This window comes from Uliginosibacterium sp. H1 (genome assembly GCF_036017065.1).
Lineage (GTDB): Bacteria > Pseudomonadota > Gammaproteobacteria > Burkholderiales > Rhodocyclaceae > Uliginosibacterium.
Window position 1 is genome coordinate 802,177 of record NZ_JAYXHR010000001.1, and the last position, 17,424, is coordinate 819,600.

The window sequence follows — 17,424 nt, forward strand, 5'->3', positions numbered from 1 at the left end:
ACCTCGAATTCAGGAATGCGCCACGCCGGCAGCCGCCATGGCGGCACGCACGCGAGCGTGGAATTGATCGGAGAGACGGGTCAGCGGCAAACGCTGGCCGGGCCCTGTCAGGCCCATCTGCTCGACCGCCCACTTCACGGGAATCGGGTTGGCCTCCACGAAGAGATCGCGATTGAGCAGGAAGAGCTTTTCATTGATCGCACGGGCTTGCGCAAGTTCGCCGCTGCGCACGGCCACGCAGAGTTCGTGCATCAGACGCGGCGCCACGTTGGCCGTCACCGAGATGACACCGTGGCCACCGACCGCCATGAACGCCATGCCGGTCATGTCGTCGCCGCTGTACAGCGCGAAATCTTTCGGCGCACGCATCACCAGGTCGGTCACGCGCTCCAGGCTACCGGTGGCGTCCTTGATGCCGACGATGTTGTCGACCTGCGCCAGGCGCAGAACCGTGTCGTTAGACAGGTCCGCAACGGTACGGCCGGGTACGTTGTAGAGGATGACCGGCAGATCCACCGCCTCGGCGATCGCCTTGAAGTGCTGGTAGAGCCCTTCCTGGGTCGGCCGGTTGTAGTACGGCACCACCGACAGCGAGGCTTGCGCCCCGACCTGCTTGGCAAAGCGCGACAACTCAATGGCCTCGCTGGTGGAGTTGGCACCCGTTCCGGCGATGATCGGCAGGCGGCCGGCAGCATGTTCGACCGCCACGCGAATCAGATCGCAGTGCTCTTCCACATCAACCGTGGGCGACTCGCCGGTGGTGCCGACGATGACCAGACCGTCGGTGCCTTCCCTGGCGTGAAAATCAATCAGCGCGCGAAAACGCGGCATGTCGAGCTGACCGTCCGCCTGCATCGGCGTGACCAGCGCAACGAGAGAACCCGTAATCATGTCGGACCGTGACATCGAAATCTAAACGGCCATTGTACCCGAGCCGCCCGGCCAGACTGCGAGCTTTGCAAGCAGTCACACGCACTGGCGGGGTCACGGCCTAGATGCCGGCGAGCGCCTTGACATGGGCGACCACGCTGCGGCCCAGGGCCGAAAGCGCGTAGCCGCCTTCGAGCATCGAGACGATGCGCCCCTTGCAATGCTGGTCGGCAAACTCGCGCAGACGCGCCGTGATCCACGCATAGTCGGCTTCGACCAGTGCCATGGACGCCATGTCGTCCTCGTAGTGGGCGTCGAAGCCAGCTGAAATGACCAGCATCTCGGGCTGGAACATTTCCAGCGCCGGCAGCCATTTCTCCTCCACCAGCGCACGCACCGCATCGCCGCGCGTACCTGCCGGCAGCGGAGTATTGCGCATGTTGTCGTCCAGGGGCTTCGTGCCGCTGTATGGATAGAGCGGGTGCTGGAAGAAGCTGAGCATCATCGCCCGTGACTCACCAGCCAGAATGTCTTCCGTACCGTTGCCGTGGTGCACATCGAAATCGATCACGGCCACCCGCGCCAACCGATGATGTTCCAGCGCGTGGAGCGCAGCGATGGCAACGTTGTTGAAAAAGCAGAAGCCCATCGCGCGCATGCGTTCCGCATGGTGCCCGGGCGGGCGTACTGCGCAGAACACCGAGCGCACGTCGCCACCCATCACGAGGTCCACGGCTTTCACGCCAGCGCCTGCCGCCCGCAATGCGGCCTTCAGGGTTTGCGGACACATGGCAGTGTCCGGATCCAGGTGAGTGATGCCGCGTTCAGGTACGGCGGCATGGATGTCGTCGATGTACTCGTCGGTATGCGCGAGCAACAGGTTCTCGCGACTGGCTATCGGCGCCTCGACACTGTCGACGTACTGGTCCAGCCCGGAAGCGATCATCTGGTCGCGGATGGCCGACAGGCGATCCGGCGACTCCGGGTGCATGGCACCCATGTTGTGCTGCCAGCAATCGGGGTGCGTGATGAAGGCGGTGGGGGTCAAGAGAAACCTCCGCGATGCGACGCCGCCAACTCTGTCACGGTCGCCGCGACGACACAAGCCGGCGATGGTGGCCGGCAGCAGCCAAACGGCCGCCCGCCCCCTTAATCGGCGTGCCCGCTCCGGCGCGCCGGGCGCCAGGGCATGTTCATGTACACGTCGCCCCGCGCCAGTTCGTCGAGCATCTGTTCAAGCCGCCGTTGCTGGGTCTCTGGCAGGCGTGCGCGATTGATCCAGCCAAGGTAGTCATTCTGCTGGTAGCCCGGCCGCCCCCGGTAGGCGTCCAGCAGGCGCTGGTGTTCCAGCGCCTGGCGCACGAAATCCGGCATCGGATGGCGTTCGCGCTTGAGTCGGGCAAAAGCTTCGCTCATGACGTCCTTGCTTTGTGCAACGGTTGGCGATCAACGCTTGATGCCGAGGCGCGCCTCTTCGTACTGGGCCAGCAGGCCCCAGCTACGGCCGCGGCGACGCACCACTTCGAGAATGGCCAGGGGACGGATGCTGATCCGCGCAGGCCGGGCCGGCGGACAAGCCTGGGAGACGCGAGAAGACTGGGCGGGGACGACAGCGGCGAGATGACGGGCAAACATGGCGGACTCCTGTGATGCGTGCGGACAGCAAGGGGCGGGATGAACGGGCTCAGCGGGCGAAACCATCGCGGACCAGGCCGACGGCAAGACCTTCGATGGCCAGCGGGGTATGGGACGGGTCGACCAGGATCGGCGCGTAGTCCGGATTCTCGGCAATCAGTTCGACGATGCCGTCACTGCGCCGACGCAGCCGCTTGACGGTGACGTCATCCTCGACGCGGGCCACGACGATCTGGCCGTCGCGGGCCTCGGCAGTGTTGTGTACCGCCAGCAGGTCGCCGTCGAGAATGCCGACGCCAGTCATGGAGTTGCCCCGCACGCGCAGCAGGTAGTCGGCGCGCGGCATGAACATCGCCGGATCGATGGCGTGGCGGGATTCGATATGTTCCTGCGCGAGGATCGGCGAGCCGGCGGCGACCCGCCCCACCAGCGGCAGACTCAGGCGCTCGGTCACCGTGCGCAGGTGCGCATCGAGGCGTTCGCTGACCTGTTCGAGCATGCCTTCGGGCAGGCGGATACCGCGAGCCGAACCGGGCTCCAGGCGGATCGCGCCTTTCTGCGCCAGCGCCCTGAGATGGCTTTCAGCCGCATTGGGCGAGGCAAAGCCGAAGGCAGCGCCGATGTCGGCGCGGGTGGGCGGCATGCCCTGCTCCGCCATGTAACGGCGGATGAAATCGAGGATGGCTTGCTGGCGAGCGGTCAGGGACTGCATGCGGAATCCTTAAGCGGGCTACTGTTTTTTCATACAGTAATTGTATTTTTATACAGCTCCGCCACAGAACGCAAGCCCTTGCGTGAATAATCGCTCGCTGCTGGCTTTGCCGTGGTGCAGCGCGGTTTGTCGTGTCAGAAAAATTCGTACATGATTCCCGGAGCTGACGCTGCACACGAGATGCACGCGGCGCACGTGCAGTACAAGAAGAAACACATCCATCCCGGAGGAGACACCATGAAACTCAAGCACCTTGTGGGTGCTGTGGCAGCGTTCGGCCTGAGCGCCGCCGCACATGCCGCCACCGACTATCCCAGCGGCTACACCAAATGCGTCCAGAACACCGGCGCGACCTGCACGTTCAGCGGCACCCGCTCGGTGGCGCTCGGCAAGTCCGGCAGCTTCGTCTACGGCACCTTCACCAACAGCGTCGTCTGTAGCGGCAGCAACTTTCCGAGCAACAGCTTCAGCAGCTCGGCCTGGTGCTCGTACTCGAACAGCACGAGCAGCGGTTCCAGTTCCTCTTCGAGTTCCTCGAGCTCGTCGAGCAGCAGCTCCTCTTCAACGAGTTCATCGTCGAGCAGCTCCTCATCCAGCTCCAGCTCCAGCTCCAGTTCGACGTCGTCTTCCTCCTCGTCTTCTTCGAGCAGCAGCTCCAGCTCGACCTCATCCTCTTCCAGCAGCTCGTCGTCGAGCAGCTCCGGCGGCAGCACCAATGGCAAGCAGGTCGAGCGCCTGAACCGCGGCGCGGTGGCGGTGCAGACCAGCGGCGGCGTGTTCCTGTCCTGGCGCATGCTGGCCACCGATCCGGATGGCATCGGCTTCAACATCTACCGCAACAACAGCAAGCTGAACAGCAGCCCGATCACCACCGCGACCAGCTACCTGGATTCCGGTGGCTCGTCGAGCTCCAGCTACTGGGTGGTGCCGGTCGTCAATGGCACGGAGTGGACCGGTGAGAGCCCCGGCAGCGTCTGGAGCAACCAGTACAAGACGGTGAACCTGTCGCGTCCCTCCGGCGGCACCTCGCCCGACGGCGTGGCCTACACCTACTCGCCGAATGACATCAGCGTGGCCGACCTGGATGGCGACGGCGCGCTGGACATCGTGCTGAAGTGGGATCCGTCCAACGCCAAGGACAACTCGCAGTCGGGCTACACCGGCAACGTGTTTGTCGATGGCTACAAGATCGACGGCACCCGCCTGTGGCGCATCGACCTCGGTCGCAACATCCGCGCCGGCGCGCACTACACGCAGTTCCTCGCCTATGACTTCGACGGCGACGGCAAGGCAGAAGTGATGATGAAGACGGCCGACGGCACCAAGGACGGTACCGGCGCCATCATCGGCAGCAGCAGCGCCGACTACCGCAACAGCAGCGGCTACGTGCTGTCCGGCCCCGAGTACCTGACGGTGTTCAACGGCCAGACCGGCAAGGCCATGGCAAGCACCGACTACCTGCCGGGCCGTGGCACGGTCAGCAGCTGGGGGGACAGCTATGGCAACCGCGTGGACCGCTTCCTGGCCGGCGTGGCCTACCTGGATGGCAAGCGTCCGAGCGCGGTCTTCACGCGCGGCTACTACACCCGTGCGGTACTGGTGGCCTGGGACTACCGCAACGGTTCGCTGAGCCGCCGCTGGACCTTCGACAGCAACTCGTCGGGCAACAGCGCATACGCCGGCCAGGGTGCCCACAGCCTGTCCATCGCGGACGTCGACAACGACGGCAAGGATGAAATCATCTTCGGCGCGGCCGCCATCGACGACAACGGCTCCGGTCTGTACTCGACCGGCCGCGGCCACGGTGACGCGCTGCACGTCTCGGACTTCAACCCGGCCCGCTCCGGCCTGGAAGCCGTGATGCCGCACGAGTCGCCCAGCGCCTATGGCAGCCACGGCATCGAGATGCGTGACGCACGCACCGGCTCCATCATCGCCAGCATGTCGGGCGAGGGTGTGGACGTGGGTCGTGGCGTGGTCGGCGACATCGACAGCCGCTACGCCGGTGCCGAGTTCTGGGGCTCCAAGGGCACGCTGATGAGTGCCGCGGGCGTGTCTATCGGCTCCAAGCCGAGCCAGATCAACTTCATGGCCTGGTGGGACGGTGACCTGATGCGCGAGATCCTGGACGGCACCTCCATCTACAAGTGGAACCAGGGCTCAAGCAGCACCCTGCTGTCGGCCGGCAACAATGGCGCCGCGTCGAACAACGGCACCAAGTCCAACCCCGGCATTTCGGGTGACATCCTGGGTGACTGGCGCGAGGAAGTGATCTGGCGTCACAGCGACAACGACAAGCTGCTGATCTTCACCACCACGATCCCGACCAGCTACCGCTTCTTCACGCTGCTGCACGACCCGCAGTACCGCGTGGCGCTGTCCTGGCAGAACGTGGGCTACAACCAGCCCCCGCACCCGAGCTTCTACCTGGGTACGGGCATGAGCCAGCCGGTACGTCCCAACGTCTATACGCCGTAAGACGACAGGCAGGCTGAGCTGCAAATGAAACGGCCCGGTGCGTGAGCATCCGGGCCGTTTCACTTCAACCCACTCCGGGCAGCGGTCGTTCAGTCCGCCTCGTCTTGATGCAGGGCCATCAGGCGCTCGCGGTAGTACTCCGCCTTCTCGGTGTCGCCCCGTCTGGCATAGAACTCCCACGCCCGTTCGTTCGCGGCGAAGACGCACTCGCCGTCCTTGTCCATCGCAGCCTCCAGGTAGCGGATGCCTGATTCGTCATCCCGCTCGAGCAGCATGCGTCCGACGATGAAGGTGGCCCTTGCGGTGCTTTCACGGCTGTCCGCCACGCGCCGCAGCACTGCCAGCGCACGGTCCGGTTCGTCCAGCGTAAGCAGTGCGAGTCCGTAGCGCTCCCTGTCCTGCTCGGCCAACGCGCCTTCGTCCGGCCCCAGTTCCGCCAGCGTGCTGCGGGCGTCCTGGACATCCCCGTGGCGTTCGCGCCAGGCAGGCTGCGCCTGGCGCCACCAATCCTGGTCGAAGTGCTTCACGAGCTGCGGCAGGCGCTCCTCGAACAAGGCCTGCGCCGCAGACGGCGAAGCCGGCGGCGGAATGCGGGCCGGCTCGCCGAGGGCCTCCAGCCGATCACGCAGGGCCGGGTGGGTGTCATCCACGTCGGTACGCTGCGCCATCGCTTCTTTCAGCCAGGCGCTCTCGTCACCGGCAGTGATGCCGGCCTTCAATGCCGTCAGCATCGATGCATGCGGCATCAGTGCCGGCGCCGGGTGATTGTCCGCATCACGCCACAGCCGGTTCCAGAAACGCTCGCCGATGAAACGGCCCTTCAGCCGCACGCTGACCAGCGCATCCGCGGCCTCCCGCGCGCCGGCGATGCGGGCCGCGATGGCATCCGCTTCGTACTCCTGCTGCCTGGCCAGCACGAAGCTGTAGGCGCTGAAGAACGGCAGGTAGCGGCGGAAGAACCATTGCAGGCCACGGTCCACCGGCGAATCGGGGTCATCGAAATTCTGGTAGACGCGGTCCCAGGTCGTACGCAGGCGGTACAGCCAGGCCCCGAGCTTGCCGTGTGCGCCGGACAGATGGCCGTACTCGTGGGCGAGCACGGCGGTGAACTGCTTCTGGCTCAGGGCCTGCAGCAGCGGCAGGCCGATGACCAGGGTGTTGCGATGCCAGCCGAACATGCCGAGTCGCGGCGTCTGCCAGATCGAGGCATTCATCTCGTCGTTGAGCACCACCTCGTGGATAGGCGGTGCCTGCAGCTTGACGCGAAACTTCTCGATCAGACGGAACAGGCGTGGAGCCTGCTCGACCGTCAGGCGCTTGCCCGGCGGGCCTTCCAGGCGCACCCACAGGGCGCGGACGAGCAGGAAGGTCATCACACCGCCGATCAGGGCCAGCTTGCCGCCCACGAAGTACCGCTGCTCCGCGAGGAAGGCGGCCCCGGCGACGAGAAGCCCCAACCCCAGGCCAAGCGCCGCCAGCACGACGGCATAGCCCAGCAGGGCCAGCGCCAACACGCGGAGACGATAGCGTGGCGGCGATATTTCGCATTCGACTTCGAGTCGTGCAACCAGCTTGCGGAATTCCTGGTCGGTCATGCGCGGCACCCGGATATGACAATTTCGACAACATTATCAAAACAAACCAGGTCCGATATCAGCGCTGGACGAACGTGCCGTATTGCCGACCAGCGACAAGCAGATGCCCGGACCAAAAGAAAACGGCCGTCATGCGACGGCCGTTCGATCGGACAGGCAGTCCCTGTCAGGCGCTCAGGCTGCTCGCCCCGCCCATGTACGGACGCAGGGCTTCCGGGATGGTCACCGAGCCGTCCGCCTGCTGGTAGTTCTCCAGCACCGCCACCAGCGTGCGGCCCACGGCCAGGCCGGAGCCGTTGAGGGTGTGCACCAGTTCGTTCTTGCCCTGCTCGCTCTTGAAGCGGGCCTGCATGCGGCGCGCCTGGAAGCCCTCGCAGTTCGACACCGACGAGATCTCTCGATAGGCGTTCTGCGCCGGCAGCCAGACTTCGAGGTCGAAGGTCTTGCTGGCGCCGAAGCCCATGTCGCCGGTGCACAGCGACATCAGGCGATACGGCAGGCCCAGCTTCTGCAGGATGGCCTCGGCATGGCCGACCATCTCGTCCAGTGCAGCGTAGCTGGTCTCCGGGTGCACGATCTGCACCATCTCCACCTTGTCGAACTGGTGCTGGCGGATCATGCCGCGGGTGTCGCGGCCGTAGCTGCCGGCCTCGCTGCGGAAGCACGGCGTGTGGCCGGTCAGCTTGATCGGCAGGTCCTTCGCCGCGACGATCTCGTCGCGCACGGTGTTGGTCAGCGTGACTTCGGAAGTCGGGATCAGGTACAGCGCTTCGCCATCACCTTCCTGCCCGCCCTTCTTCGCCGCGAACAGGTCGGCCTCGAACTTGGGCAACTGGCCGGTACCCAGCAGCGAATCGGCATTCACGATGTAAGGCGTATAGCACTCGGTGTAGCCATGCTCGTTGGTCTGCGTGTCGAGCATGAATTGCGCGAGCGCGCGATGCAGGCGGGCGATGCCACCACGCATGAACGTGAAGCGCGAACCCGACAGCTTGGCGCCGGTGTCGAAGTCCAGACCCAGCGCGGAGCCGACGTCGACGTGATCGCGCACTTCGAAATCGAAGCTGCGGATCGTCCCCCACTTGCGTACCTCCACGTTGCCGGACTCGTCCTTGCCGACCGGCACGGACTCGTGCGGCAGGTTCGGGATGCGTTGCAGGAAGTCATTCAGCTTCGCCTGCAGTGCAGCCAGCGATTCCTCGTTGGCCTTCAGTTCGTCGCCCAGCCCGGCCACTTCGGCCATGACGGCGGAAGCATCTTCGCCCTTGCCCTTCAGCATGCCGATCTGCTTGGACAGGCTGTTGCGGCGCGACTGCGCTTCCTGCGTGCGGGTCTGCAGATGCTTGCGCTCGTTCTCCAGCGCGGTGAAGGTTTCAGTGTCCAGAACGAAGTTGCGCGACGCGAGGCGCTGGGCCACGGTGTCGAGCTGGGTGCGGAGTAGTTGGATGTCGAGCATGTTTGTTGTTGTACAACGCGACGGCGTCGGAAAGTCGAGATTCTAGCTTGCCATCCCGCACAGGCGAGCTACCTTGAAACATGAGTCTGGAACAGGAGTCGTGACCATGCTTTCTCTCAAGGACTGCACCGACTACTGCGATCTCACCGAGGAAGAGATCGCGCTCATTGCCGAGCATGAACATCTGCCCACGCATGTGGCCGCCACACTGGCGTGCGGGCTGGTGCAGACGGACGAGGGCGTGGTCATGATCGACCAGTGCCTGGAGGAAATGGTGTCGGCTGCCATGCGTGACGGGCAGCTCGACAAGGCAGAACACGTGTTGCACGTGTATGCGCAGTTTCGTGCTGCGCACCCGCTCGCTCAATGATCCCGCGCCTCCCGTGCGCGTCATCGCCCCTCTTCGGGATGCGAGCAACAAGATGACCTCCGGGTCGTCTTCCTCCCGCGGTCAGCCGGACGCCCCCGACTGACTGCGGGAATTTCTCGTCCGCAGCTCGTACTCATCCCGCGTGCAAGGCTGAACAGCCCGGCTAGCGCTTGCCGCCATCCTTTTTCGCGGCCTTGTCCAGGCTGCGCAGGTAAGCCAGCTTCTCCGCGATCTTGCCTTCCATGCCGCGGTCCGTCGGCCGGTACCAGCCCGGCTCGCGCATGCCCTCCGGCAGATAGTTCTCGCCAGCCGCGTAGGCCTCCGGCTCGTCGTGCGCGTAGCGGTAGGCCTTGCCGTAGTCCAGTTCCTTCATGAGCTTGGTCGGCGCATTACGCAGGTGCAGTGGCACCGGTCGGGTACCGTCCTGCTCCACGAAGCGGCGCGCCTCGTTGTAGGCCATGTACAGCGCGTTCGACTTTGGCGCGCAGGCCAGATACACCACGGCCTGCGCCAGCGCGAGTTCGCCCTCCGGCGAGCCAAGGCGCTCGTAGGTCTGGCAGGCCTCCAGCGTCATCGTCAGCGCGCGTGGGTCGGCCAGGCCGATGTCCTCCACCGCCATGCGCACCACGCGACGGCCGAGGTACAGCGGATCCGCGCCGCCGTCCAGCATGCGCACGAACCAGTACAGCGATGCGTCCGGATTGGACCCGCGCACCGATTTGTGAAGCGCGGAGATCTGGTCGTAGAAGGCCTCGCCGCCCTTGTCGAAGCGGCGCAGGTTCTGCGCCAGCGTGCTCTGCGCAAACTCGCCGCTGATCGTCTCGACACCCGCCGCATGTGCCGCCGTGCGCAGCGTGTCCAGGACGTTGAGGAAGCGGCGCGCGTCACCGTCCGCCCAGCCGATCAACCGCTCTCGCGCCTCCTCCTCGAACACGATGTCGGGAAAAGCGACGCGCTGCGCGCGCTCGAAGAGCTGCGCCATCTCTTCCGGCTTCAGGCTGTCCAGTACGTACACCGCCGCCCGCGACAGCAACGCGGAATTCACCTCGAAGGACGGGTTCTCGGTGGTCGCGCCGATGAAGGTCAGCAGGCCGGATTCCACGAAAGGGAGGAAGGCGTCCTGCTGCGACTTGTTGAAGCGATGCACCTCGTCGACGAACAGGATGGTGCTGCGCCCCTTCACGGCACGGATGGACTCCGCCTGCGCCACCGCCTCGCGGATGTCCTTGACGCCCGAGAACACCGCCGACAAGGCCACGAACTCCGCGTCGAAATGCGTCGCCATCAGGCGTGCCAGCGTGGTCTTGCCCACGCCAGGCGGCCCCCACAGGATCATCGAGTGCGGCTTGCCGGCCTCGATGGCCAGGCGCAGCGGCTTGCCCGGCCCCAGCAGGTGGGCCTGGCCCACCACCTCGTCCAGGCTCTTCGGGCGCAGGGATTCGGCCAGCGGCACGTTGGCGGCGGGTTGTTGATCGGCGAACAGGTCGTCCAAGGCAGGCTTCCGGCAGTGAAACGGCAAGGACGGATTGTAGCGACCCATAGACAACCTCGGCCGGGCGAAGGCGGCCGGCTATAATCCCGGGTTTCCCCGATTTGCCGGAACCGCGCCATGGAAGCCGAACGCCTCAACGCCATCACCAACCAGATCGCCGACCTGCGCGCCCGCGAGCAGGAACTGCGGAGGTATCTTTGACTACCCTGACAAGGCGGAAAAGCTAGAGGAAGTCTCCAAGCAGCTCGAAGACCCGAACATCTGGAACGACGCGCAACGCGCGCAGGAACTGGGCCGCGAGAAGAAGGCACTGGAGACCATCGTGCTGGCGCTGGACGGCATCGGCCAGGGCCTGACCGACACCGAGGAGCTGTTCGAGCTCGCCAGCATGGAAGAGGACGAGGACACCGTCGCGGCGGTGGAAGCGGACCTCACGCGCATTGCCGGGGAAATCGGCGGACTGGAATTCCGCCGCATGTTCAACAACCCGATGGACCCGCAGCCGGCGTTCATCGAAATCCAGTCCGGTGCCGGCGGTACCGAGGCGCAGGACTGGGCGCAGATGCTGGAGCGCATGTACCTGCGCTACTGCGAGAAAAAGGGGTTCACCGTCGAACTGATGGAAGAGTCCGAAGGCGAAGTTGCCGGCATCAAGAGCGCCACCATCAAGGTCACCGGCGACTATGCCTACGGCCACCTGCGCACCGAGACCGGCATCCACCGCCTGGTGCGCAAGTCGCCCTTCGACTCCAACGCCCGCCGCCACACCAGCTTCGTGTCGGTGTTCGTGTTTCCGGAGGTGGATGACTCGATCGAGATCGACATCAACCCTGCCGACGTGCGTACTGACACTTACCGCGCCTCCGGCGCCGGTGGTCAGCACATCAACAAGACCGACTCCGCCGTGCGTCTGACCCACGTGCCGACCGGCATCGTCGTGCAGTGCCAGAACGACCGTTCGCAACACCGCAACCGCGACGAAGCCTGGAGCATGCTGCGCGCCCGCCTGTACGAACTGGAACTGCGCAAGCGCCAGGCCGAACAGCAGAAGCTGGAAGACGCCAAGAGCGACATCGGCTGGGGCCATCAGATCCGCAGCTACGTGCTGGACCAGGGCCGCATCAAGGATTTGCGCACCAACCATGAAGTGGGGAATACCCAGGCTGTGCTCGACGGCGACCTGGATGGTTTCATCGAGGCCAGCCTGAAACAGGGCGTCTGAGCGGCGCATAGAACGCCCGCCCTCCCCGCTGCGTCGCGCCTCGCCAACCCCCTGATCGGGAGAACTCGCCATGGAAACCCGCACCGGTTCCTGCCATTGCGGCGCCGTCGTATTCACCCTGCAGTTGCCCGACGGCCTGCAGAACCTGCGCCGCTGCAATTGTTCGCTATGCCGGCGCAAGGGCGCGGTGATGGCGATGGTGGCGCTCGACGGCCTGAAGGTCATCCAGGGCGCGGACAAGCTGAGCCTGTACCAGTGGAACACCGGCATCGCGAAGCACTATTTCTGCAGCGTCTGCGGCATTTACACGCACCACCAGCGCCGCAGCAAGCCGGATGAATACGGCTTCAACGTAGCCTGCCTGGAAGGCGTGAATCCCTTCGAGCTGGGTGACATCCCGGTGGCCGACGGCGCCTCGCAAAGCCGAGTGGTGCCAAGCTGAGCGCGCTGGACCCAGCCACGCAACAACGACACATGAACCCGACCAATCCCGCCTCGATACTGGCTGCGAATCTCGCCGTATTCCTCGCGCCGGGCTTCCAGCTCGACGACGTGCCCGCGCTGTGGTCGCTGGCGCGCTCGCATGCGCTGATCGACGCCTTCATCACGCTGTTCCGCGGTGGCGACGAAGAGGTGTACGCGCGCCTGCACGTGCTGCGCGAACTCGGCATCCAGGCCGAGGCCACGCGCTGGGAGCCGGACGCCCTGCGCCGCCACTTCAGCTACCTCGACACCGTCAAGCTGGAGACCGTGCTCAAGCGCCTGCGCGAAAACGGCCTGATGGTCTTCGGCGAGGACGGCACCTACTCACTGACCGACGCCGGCCGCAACGCGCTGGCTGCCATCTCCGCCCTGCTGCGCTTCGGCGAGAGCGAGGACGCGGAACTGGGCTTCCTCACCACGCAACTCGCCGGCATGCAGGCCACCGGCAGCGTGTCGCCGGAGATGCTGCAGCACTTGCTGGCGAAGTTGAACGCGCTGACCGAGAGCTTCGAGGACGCCATCGCTTCCGGCTCCGAGTTCCGCATCCTGGAAGCCCGTTCGCGCCTGTCGGCCAACGTGCGCTGGCTGGACAAGGGCACCAGCATCCTGCGCGAACTGCTCTCCGACGACGAGATCAGCGCGGAGACCGGCCGCATCGCCCACTCCATCGGCCTTGCGCAGAGCCGTCTGGCGCGCGTCGACGCTGCCTTCCAGCGGGCGCTGAACAAGATCGAATCGCAGCGCGTGACGCTGGGCGCCTCCGGCGTGTCCTCCTCGGATGCAGCCGCCTGGCTGCGCAGACTGAGCATCACGCAGATCGTCGCGCTGGGCCACGGCGCCATGCGTGGCGGCGTGCGCACCCAGTACCTCGCCGGCGGCCACGAACTGCTGGACCGCGCCGAGAGCGCGCTGTCGGAAGAAGTACAACGCATCGAGGCCGACACCGCCCTGCCCCCGCCGGGCTCGGCCGACATGAACATTTCGCCGGAGACCGACGACCTGTCGCTGCTGATCCGCCTCACCGACAAGCTCGCCGCCGTCGAACAGGAAGCGCCCGCCCACAAGCTGGTGCTGGGCGGCGGCTTCGGCCCGGCCAGCTATCGCCTGTCGCTGCTGTCCCTGTTGGGCGGCGTCGAGGCGCAGGCCGAAGGCCCGGTCGCCAGCTTCACCCAGATGCCCTACGACCTGATGCTGGAAGCCACGCTGCTGACCCTGCGCGAAGACGAGATCGAACAAATGTCAGCCGGCCAGGTGGTACGCAGCGGCGCACCGGCCAGCACCAGCAAGGACGACAGCCCCCGCCCGGGCACCACGGACACCACGACGGCTACCCCCGTCTCTCCCTGAGCGAACATGGACCAAGACATCACCTCCCTCACCGCGCGCCTGCTCGCCCATCGCTGGCTGCCGCGCAACGACAGCCAGGTGCGCCGCGCGCTGGTGGACGAAAGCTTCCGCAGCGAACTGGAAGCGCGCCTCGCCGCCGTCGGCCTCGTGCTGCTCGACAACCCCTTCGCGGAACATGTGGCCGTCGGCCTGCAAGGCGAGGTCATGGATGCCGTGCTGGGCGGCCGCGAATACCAGGCCAGCACCATGGGCCTGACCCGCGACGAGATCGCGCTGCTGATCGTCATCTGGGCGCTGATCGTGCTGCCCAAGCGCGAACGCCAGCTCGGCCGCCGCCAGGTGGCGGACGATGGCCAGAACGACATGTTCGGCCAGGACAAGCCGATCGAACACGGCGAAACCGTGTCCGGCGCGGTGTCCGAGGCCTCGCTGCTGGCCGACTTCGGCACGCAACTCGGCGGCCGTACCCGCATCCGCAACTTCGCGCTCGGCAAGCTGGCCCGCCTGGGCTTCATCGAGCGTCGCAACAACTACATCTACGAGGGCCCGCTGCTCGACGTGCTGCTGGACTACCGCGTGCTGGCCGACCGCATCATCAACGGCACCCTGGCCGACGTGCTGGCCAGCGCCGGTCACGCACTGCCGACGCAGAGCGAACTCGACGAGGACGTGCTGGATGTCTACGAGGACGACGTGCCGCCGGACGCCCCGGCTGGCGTCCGTCCCACGCCTGACACGACGCTGACCGCGACGCCGGATGACGACGGCGGCGAAACACACGTCGTAGACGAAATCGACGACATCGAAGCGCGCCGCTGAGCCGCGCCCACGACAGAGACACTGACACCCGATGTTCCACATCCGCGAAATCGAACTCGTCCACTGGGATTTCTGGCGCCGCTTCACGGTGCCGCTGGACGCCCAGATCATCACCATCGTCGGCCCCAACGGCTCCGGCAAGACCACCCTGCTGGACGCGATGCGCACGCTGTTCGCGCTCAAGTGCTCCGGCAAGCGCGACTACCGCCGCTATGTGCGCCGCTCCAACCACGGCTTCGCATGGATCCGCGCCACCGTCGCCAACACGCCCTCGTCCACCGGCAAGCGGCCGTTCTTCCCCTGCATGAAGGACGTCGTCACCCTGGCTTGCCGCATCAAGCGCGCCGGCGGTGACTGGACGCGCGAGTACTGCATCGAGGACGGCCTGGTCAGCGTCGAGGAGCTGGAAGAGAAAGCCAGCTTCGCCGGCCTGCGCGACTACCAGCACCGCCTGGCCTTCGCCGGCCTGTCGCCGGCCATCGCCAAGGTGCTGTCGCTGGAACAGGGCGACACCGACAAGCTGTGCGAATACTCGCCACGCCACCTGCTGGACCTCGTCTTCGACGTGTTCGGCGACAAGGAGGTGCTGGACAACTACGAGACCGCGCGGCAGGAGCAGAAAGGCGCGCAGCGCGAGCTGGACGCGCTGGCGCTCGACCTGGAGAAGCTGCGTGCGCAGGCCGAGGCCAAGCGCCTGGAAGCGGATCGCTACGCTGAATGGAAAGGCCTCGCCAGCGAAGTACAGGCGCTGGACACCGACGTCATTCCGCGCCTGGAAGTCGGCGAGTTGCGCGAACAGGTCGCAGCCGAACGCGAGCAACTGGCCGGTGCCCGCAAGGACCTTGCGAAGAATCGCGACGGGCTGGACGCCGCACGCAGCCGCCTCGCCGGCGTGAAGGAAGAAAAGGGCAGCGCCGAATCCGCCGTTGAACAGGCGCGCATCGCCGCCCGTGAGGCCGACGCCGCCTGGCAGCAGGCGCGCGACGCGGTGCGCGACCTGGAAAAGGTGCTGGAAGAACGCAACCGCCTGCGCGAGCAACTGGCGCGCGAACACGGCGAGGATGCCGTCGCGCTGGAAAAGGAACACGAGCAGCTCGACAGCCGCCGCCAGGCCTTGCGCAACGAAGTGCGCACGCTGGAAACGAAGTTCGAGGACGTCGCCGGCTCGCTGCGCGCCGCCCGTTCGCTGTCCGGCCCGCCGGGCGAGCCGGAGGTGAACCGCTTCCGCCAGACGCTGCGCGACGAAGGCATCGCCCACGCCGGCCTGGCCGAGATCGTCAACGTGCGTGATGCACGCTGGCAAGGCGCGGTGGAGGCCATCCTGCGTCCCTATCGTCACCTGGTGCTGCTGGAGGACGAAGGCGATCGTCATATGGCCTGGGCCATGGGCGAGCGCGAGCGTTTCCGTCACTTCATCGTCGCCGAACGCGCACCCGCGCCGAAGGGCGACCGCGACTCGCTGCTGGCGGTCGTCGAATTCACCGCCGACCCGCCGCGCTGGCTGGCCGACCTGCTGGGCCGCATCCAGCGCGTGGAGGACGCCGCGGAAGGCGCCAGTATGCCGCGCGAACAGGAATGGATCACCCGCGAGGGCTACCACCGCGAACGCCGCGGAGCACGCCACTTGGGCGTGCCCACCGACTTCTGGTTCGGCGAACTCGCCAAGCAGGCTCGCGTCGATGCGCTGGACAAGCAGGTGGCGGAACTCGACGCCGCCCTGCGCAGCAAGCGCCCGCAACTGGAAGAAGCGGAAGCCGCGTTGCGGGCACTGCGTGGCCGGCTGATCGGCCTGCAGGCCGCGCAATTGCTGGCCACCAATGCGGAGCGCTACAACGAGGCCGACGCCGCCCTGCCCGCCGCGCGCGAAAAGCTCAACACCCTGGAAGCGCAGCGCAGCACCGCCAACACCGAATCGGAACGCCGGGCCGACATGCTGCGCGGCGTCACCATCGAGATCGACCGTCGCGAGCGCGACCTGCGCGATGTCGAACAGCACCTCGGCCGCCTGCGCAGCGAATCCGCACCGCGCCGCCATGAACAGGCACAGCGCCTCCTGAAGCTGCGCCGCCTGCAGCACGGCATCCCCGCGGACTGGCTGGACGCCGACACGGTGCACGCGCTGTCCGAGCAGTACGCCGGCGCACACGGCGCGCGCAACGAGCTCTCACGCCTGAAGCGCCGCCTCGCCGACGGCGACTGGGTGACCGACGACAGCGTGGTGGCGGTGCGCGACAAGCTGGCGCTGGAGCTGACGCAGCGCGAACGCGATGCCGGCGAGCGCCTGGCCTATTGCGAACGCACCCGCGTGCTGGTGGACGAAGCCCGCGCCGCCTATATCGCCAAGCTGCGTGCCACCGTGCGCCAGTACGGCAAGAACCTGCGCGCGCTGGGCGAACTGGCCGGCGTCAATGTCGAATGCCCGCTGCCGGTGCTGGACAACGACGACGCCACGCTGCATTCGGCCGGCCTGGAAGTGCAGTTCGACTTCGACCAGAAGGGCGCGCAAAGCCTCAACGACGGCGAGGCCTCCGGCGGCCAGCAGGTCATGAAGTCGTTGATCCTGCTGATCGGCCTGCTGATGGACGAAGCCCGCCCCGGCGGCTTCGTGTTCATCGACGAACCCTTCGCCCACCTGGACGTGGCCAACATCGACAAGGTGGGCGCCTTCCTGCGCGCCACCCGCGCCCAGTACCTCATCACCACCCCGGTGACCCATAACGCCAACGTATTCCAGCCGGCCCAGCTAACACTGGTGACACGCAAGAAACGACCTTCGGAAGACTGGGCGCCAGCCATCGGCGTGCTCAAACGCCAGATCGACTGAGCGGTCGCTTTCGCGCCACGGGTGGCGCTTTGAGGCGTCAAACGCCACCCGCGTAACAAAAAGCCACGAAATGCCTGAAAGATCAGTGCTTCCCTCGTGGATTCCCACACGCCCGAGGCCT

The 17,424-nt window shown here is 66.1% G+C and carries 15 protein-coding genes; 7 read left to right on the forward strand and 8 right to left on the reverse strand.

Annotation, left to right across the window (positions count from 1 at the left end; genetic code table 11):
- Positions 1–9: 9 nt before the first annotated feature.
- The 5 genes from dapA to lexA all read right to left on the reverse strand — a co-directional run bounded on the left by dapA (position 10) and on the right by lexA (position 3,217).
- On the reverse strand, positions 10–891 hold the full coding sequence (gene dapA, locus VVD47_RS03670; protein ID WP_327602045.1) for a 4-hydroxy-tetrahydrodipicolinate synthase: 882 nt from the start codon (positions 889–891) through the stop codon (positions 10–12).
- Between the two features lie 100 nt (positions 892–991).
- Positions 992–1,918: a histone deacetylase family protein gene (locus tag VVD47_RS03675; protein ID WP_327602046.1), complete on the reverse strand. Its 927-nt coding sequence runs from the start codon at positions 1,916–1,918 to the stop codon at positions 992–994.
- Between the two features lie 101 nt (positions 1,919–2,019).
- Positions 2,020–2,286, reverse strand: a complete 267-nt coding sequence (locus VVD47_RS03680; protein WP_327602047.1) for a YdeI/OmpD-associated family protein — start codon at positions 2,284–2,286, stop codon at positions 2,020–2,022.
- A gap of 30 nt (positions 2,287–2,316) precedes the next feature.
- Positions 2,317–2,505, reverse strand: a complete 189-nt coding sequence (locus VVD47_RS03685) for a hypothetical protein (RefSeq protein ID WP_327602048.1) — start codon at positions 2,503–2,505, stop codon at positions 2,317–2,319.
- A 49-nt stretch (positions 2,506–2,554) separates the two neighbouring features.
- A complete protein-coding gene (lexA, locus tag VVD47_RS03690; RefSeq protein WP_327602049.1) occupies positions 2,555–3,217 on the reverse strand; it encodes a transcriptional repressor LexA in 663 nt (220 codons plus the stop codon).
- A gap of 237 nt (positions 3,218–3,454) precedes the next feature.
- Here lexA and VVD47_RS03695 point away from each other — a divergent pair, with 237 nt between their 5' ends.
- On the forward strand, positions 3,455–5,695 hold the full coding sequence (locus VVD47_RS03695; RefSeq protein ID WP_327602050.1) for a rhamnogalacturonan lyase: 2,241 nt from the start codon (positions 3,455–3,457) through the stop codon (positions 5,693–5,695).
- 89 nt (positions 5,696–5,784) lie between these two features.
- Here the strand turns inward: VVD47_RS03695 and VVD47_RS03700 are convergent, their stop codons facing one another.
- Both VVD47_RS03700 and serS read right to left on the reverse strand, forming a co-directional pair.
- Entirely contained in the window at positions 5,785–7,290 is a 1,506-nt protein-coding gene (locus VVD47_RS03700) for a M48 family metalloprotease (RefSeq protein WP_327602051.1), read from the reverse strand.
- Between the two features lie 166 nt (positions 7,291–7,456).
- Positions 7,457–8,746 (reverse strand): serine--tRNA ligase, encoded by a 1,290-nt coding sequence (gene serS / locus VVD47_RS03705; RefSeq protein WP_327602052.1) that lies wholly within the window; start codon positions 8,744–8,746, stop codon positions 7,457–7,459.
- Between the two features lie 106 nt (positions 8,747–8,852).
- Between serS and VVD47_RS03710 the strand changes: the two genes are divergently transcribed.
- Complete coding sequence (locus tag VVD47_RS03710) at positions 8,853–9,116, forward strand: hypothetical protein (protein ID WP_327602053.1); 264 nt, start codon at positions 8,853–8,855, stop codon at positions 9,114–9,116.
- 163 nt (positions 9,117–9,279) lie between these two features.
- On the opposite strand, the gene VVD47_RS03715 is transcribed toward VVD47_RS03710, so the two are convergent.
- On the reverse strand, positions 9,280–10,608 hold the full coding sequence (locus VVD47_RS03715; RefSeq protein WP_327602054.1) for a replication-associated recombination protein A: 1,329 nt from the start codon (positions 10,606–10,608) through the stop codon (positions 9,280–9,282).
- Positions 10,609–10,725: 117 nt separating this feature from the next.
- Between VVD47_RS03715 and prfB the strand changes: the two genes are divergently transcribed.
- The 5 genes from prfB to VVD47_RS03740 all read left to right on the forward strand — a co-directional run bounded on the left by prfB (position 10,726) and on the right by VVD47_RS03740 (position 17,303).
- Positions 10,726–11,830, forward strand: a protein-coding gene (gene prfB / locus VVD47_RS03720) for a peptide chain release factor 2 (RefSeq protein WP_327602055.1) whose coding sequence is annotated in 2 segments (ribosomal slippage) — positions 10,726–10,806 and positions 10,808–11,830 — 1,104 coding nt in all. Because the reading frame shifts where the segments join, the coding sequence is not laid out codon by codon here.
- 70 nt (positions 11,831–11,900) lie between these two features.
- Positions 11,901–12,272, forward strand: a complete 372-nt coding sequence (locus VVD47_RS03725) for a GFA family protein (RefSeq protein WP_327602056.1) — start codon at positions 11,901–11,903, stop codon at positions 12,270–12,272.
- Between the two features lie 32 nt (positions 12,273–12,304).
- Positions 12,305–13,660 carry a hypothetical protein gene (locus VVD47_RS03730; protein ID WP_327602057.1) on the forward strand — a complete coding sequence of 452 codons (1,356 nt, stop codon included), beginning with the start codon at positions 12,305–12,307 and terminating at the stop codon, positions 13,658–13,660.
- 6 nt (positions 13,661–13,666) lie between these two features.
- A complete protein-coding gene (locus VVD47_RS03735; RefSeq protein ID WP_327602058.1) occupies positions 13,667–14,479 on the forward strand; it encodes a hypothetical protein in 813 nt (270 codons plus the stop codon).
- Positions 14,480–14,510: 31 nt separating this feature from the next.
- A complete protein-coding gene (locus tag VVD47_RS03740) occupies positions 14,511–17,303 on the forward strand; it encodes an ATP-binding protein (protein ID WP_327602059.1) in 2,793 nt (930 codons plus the stop codon).
- Positions 17,304–17,424: the final 121 nt, after the last annotated feature.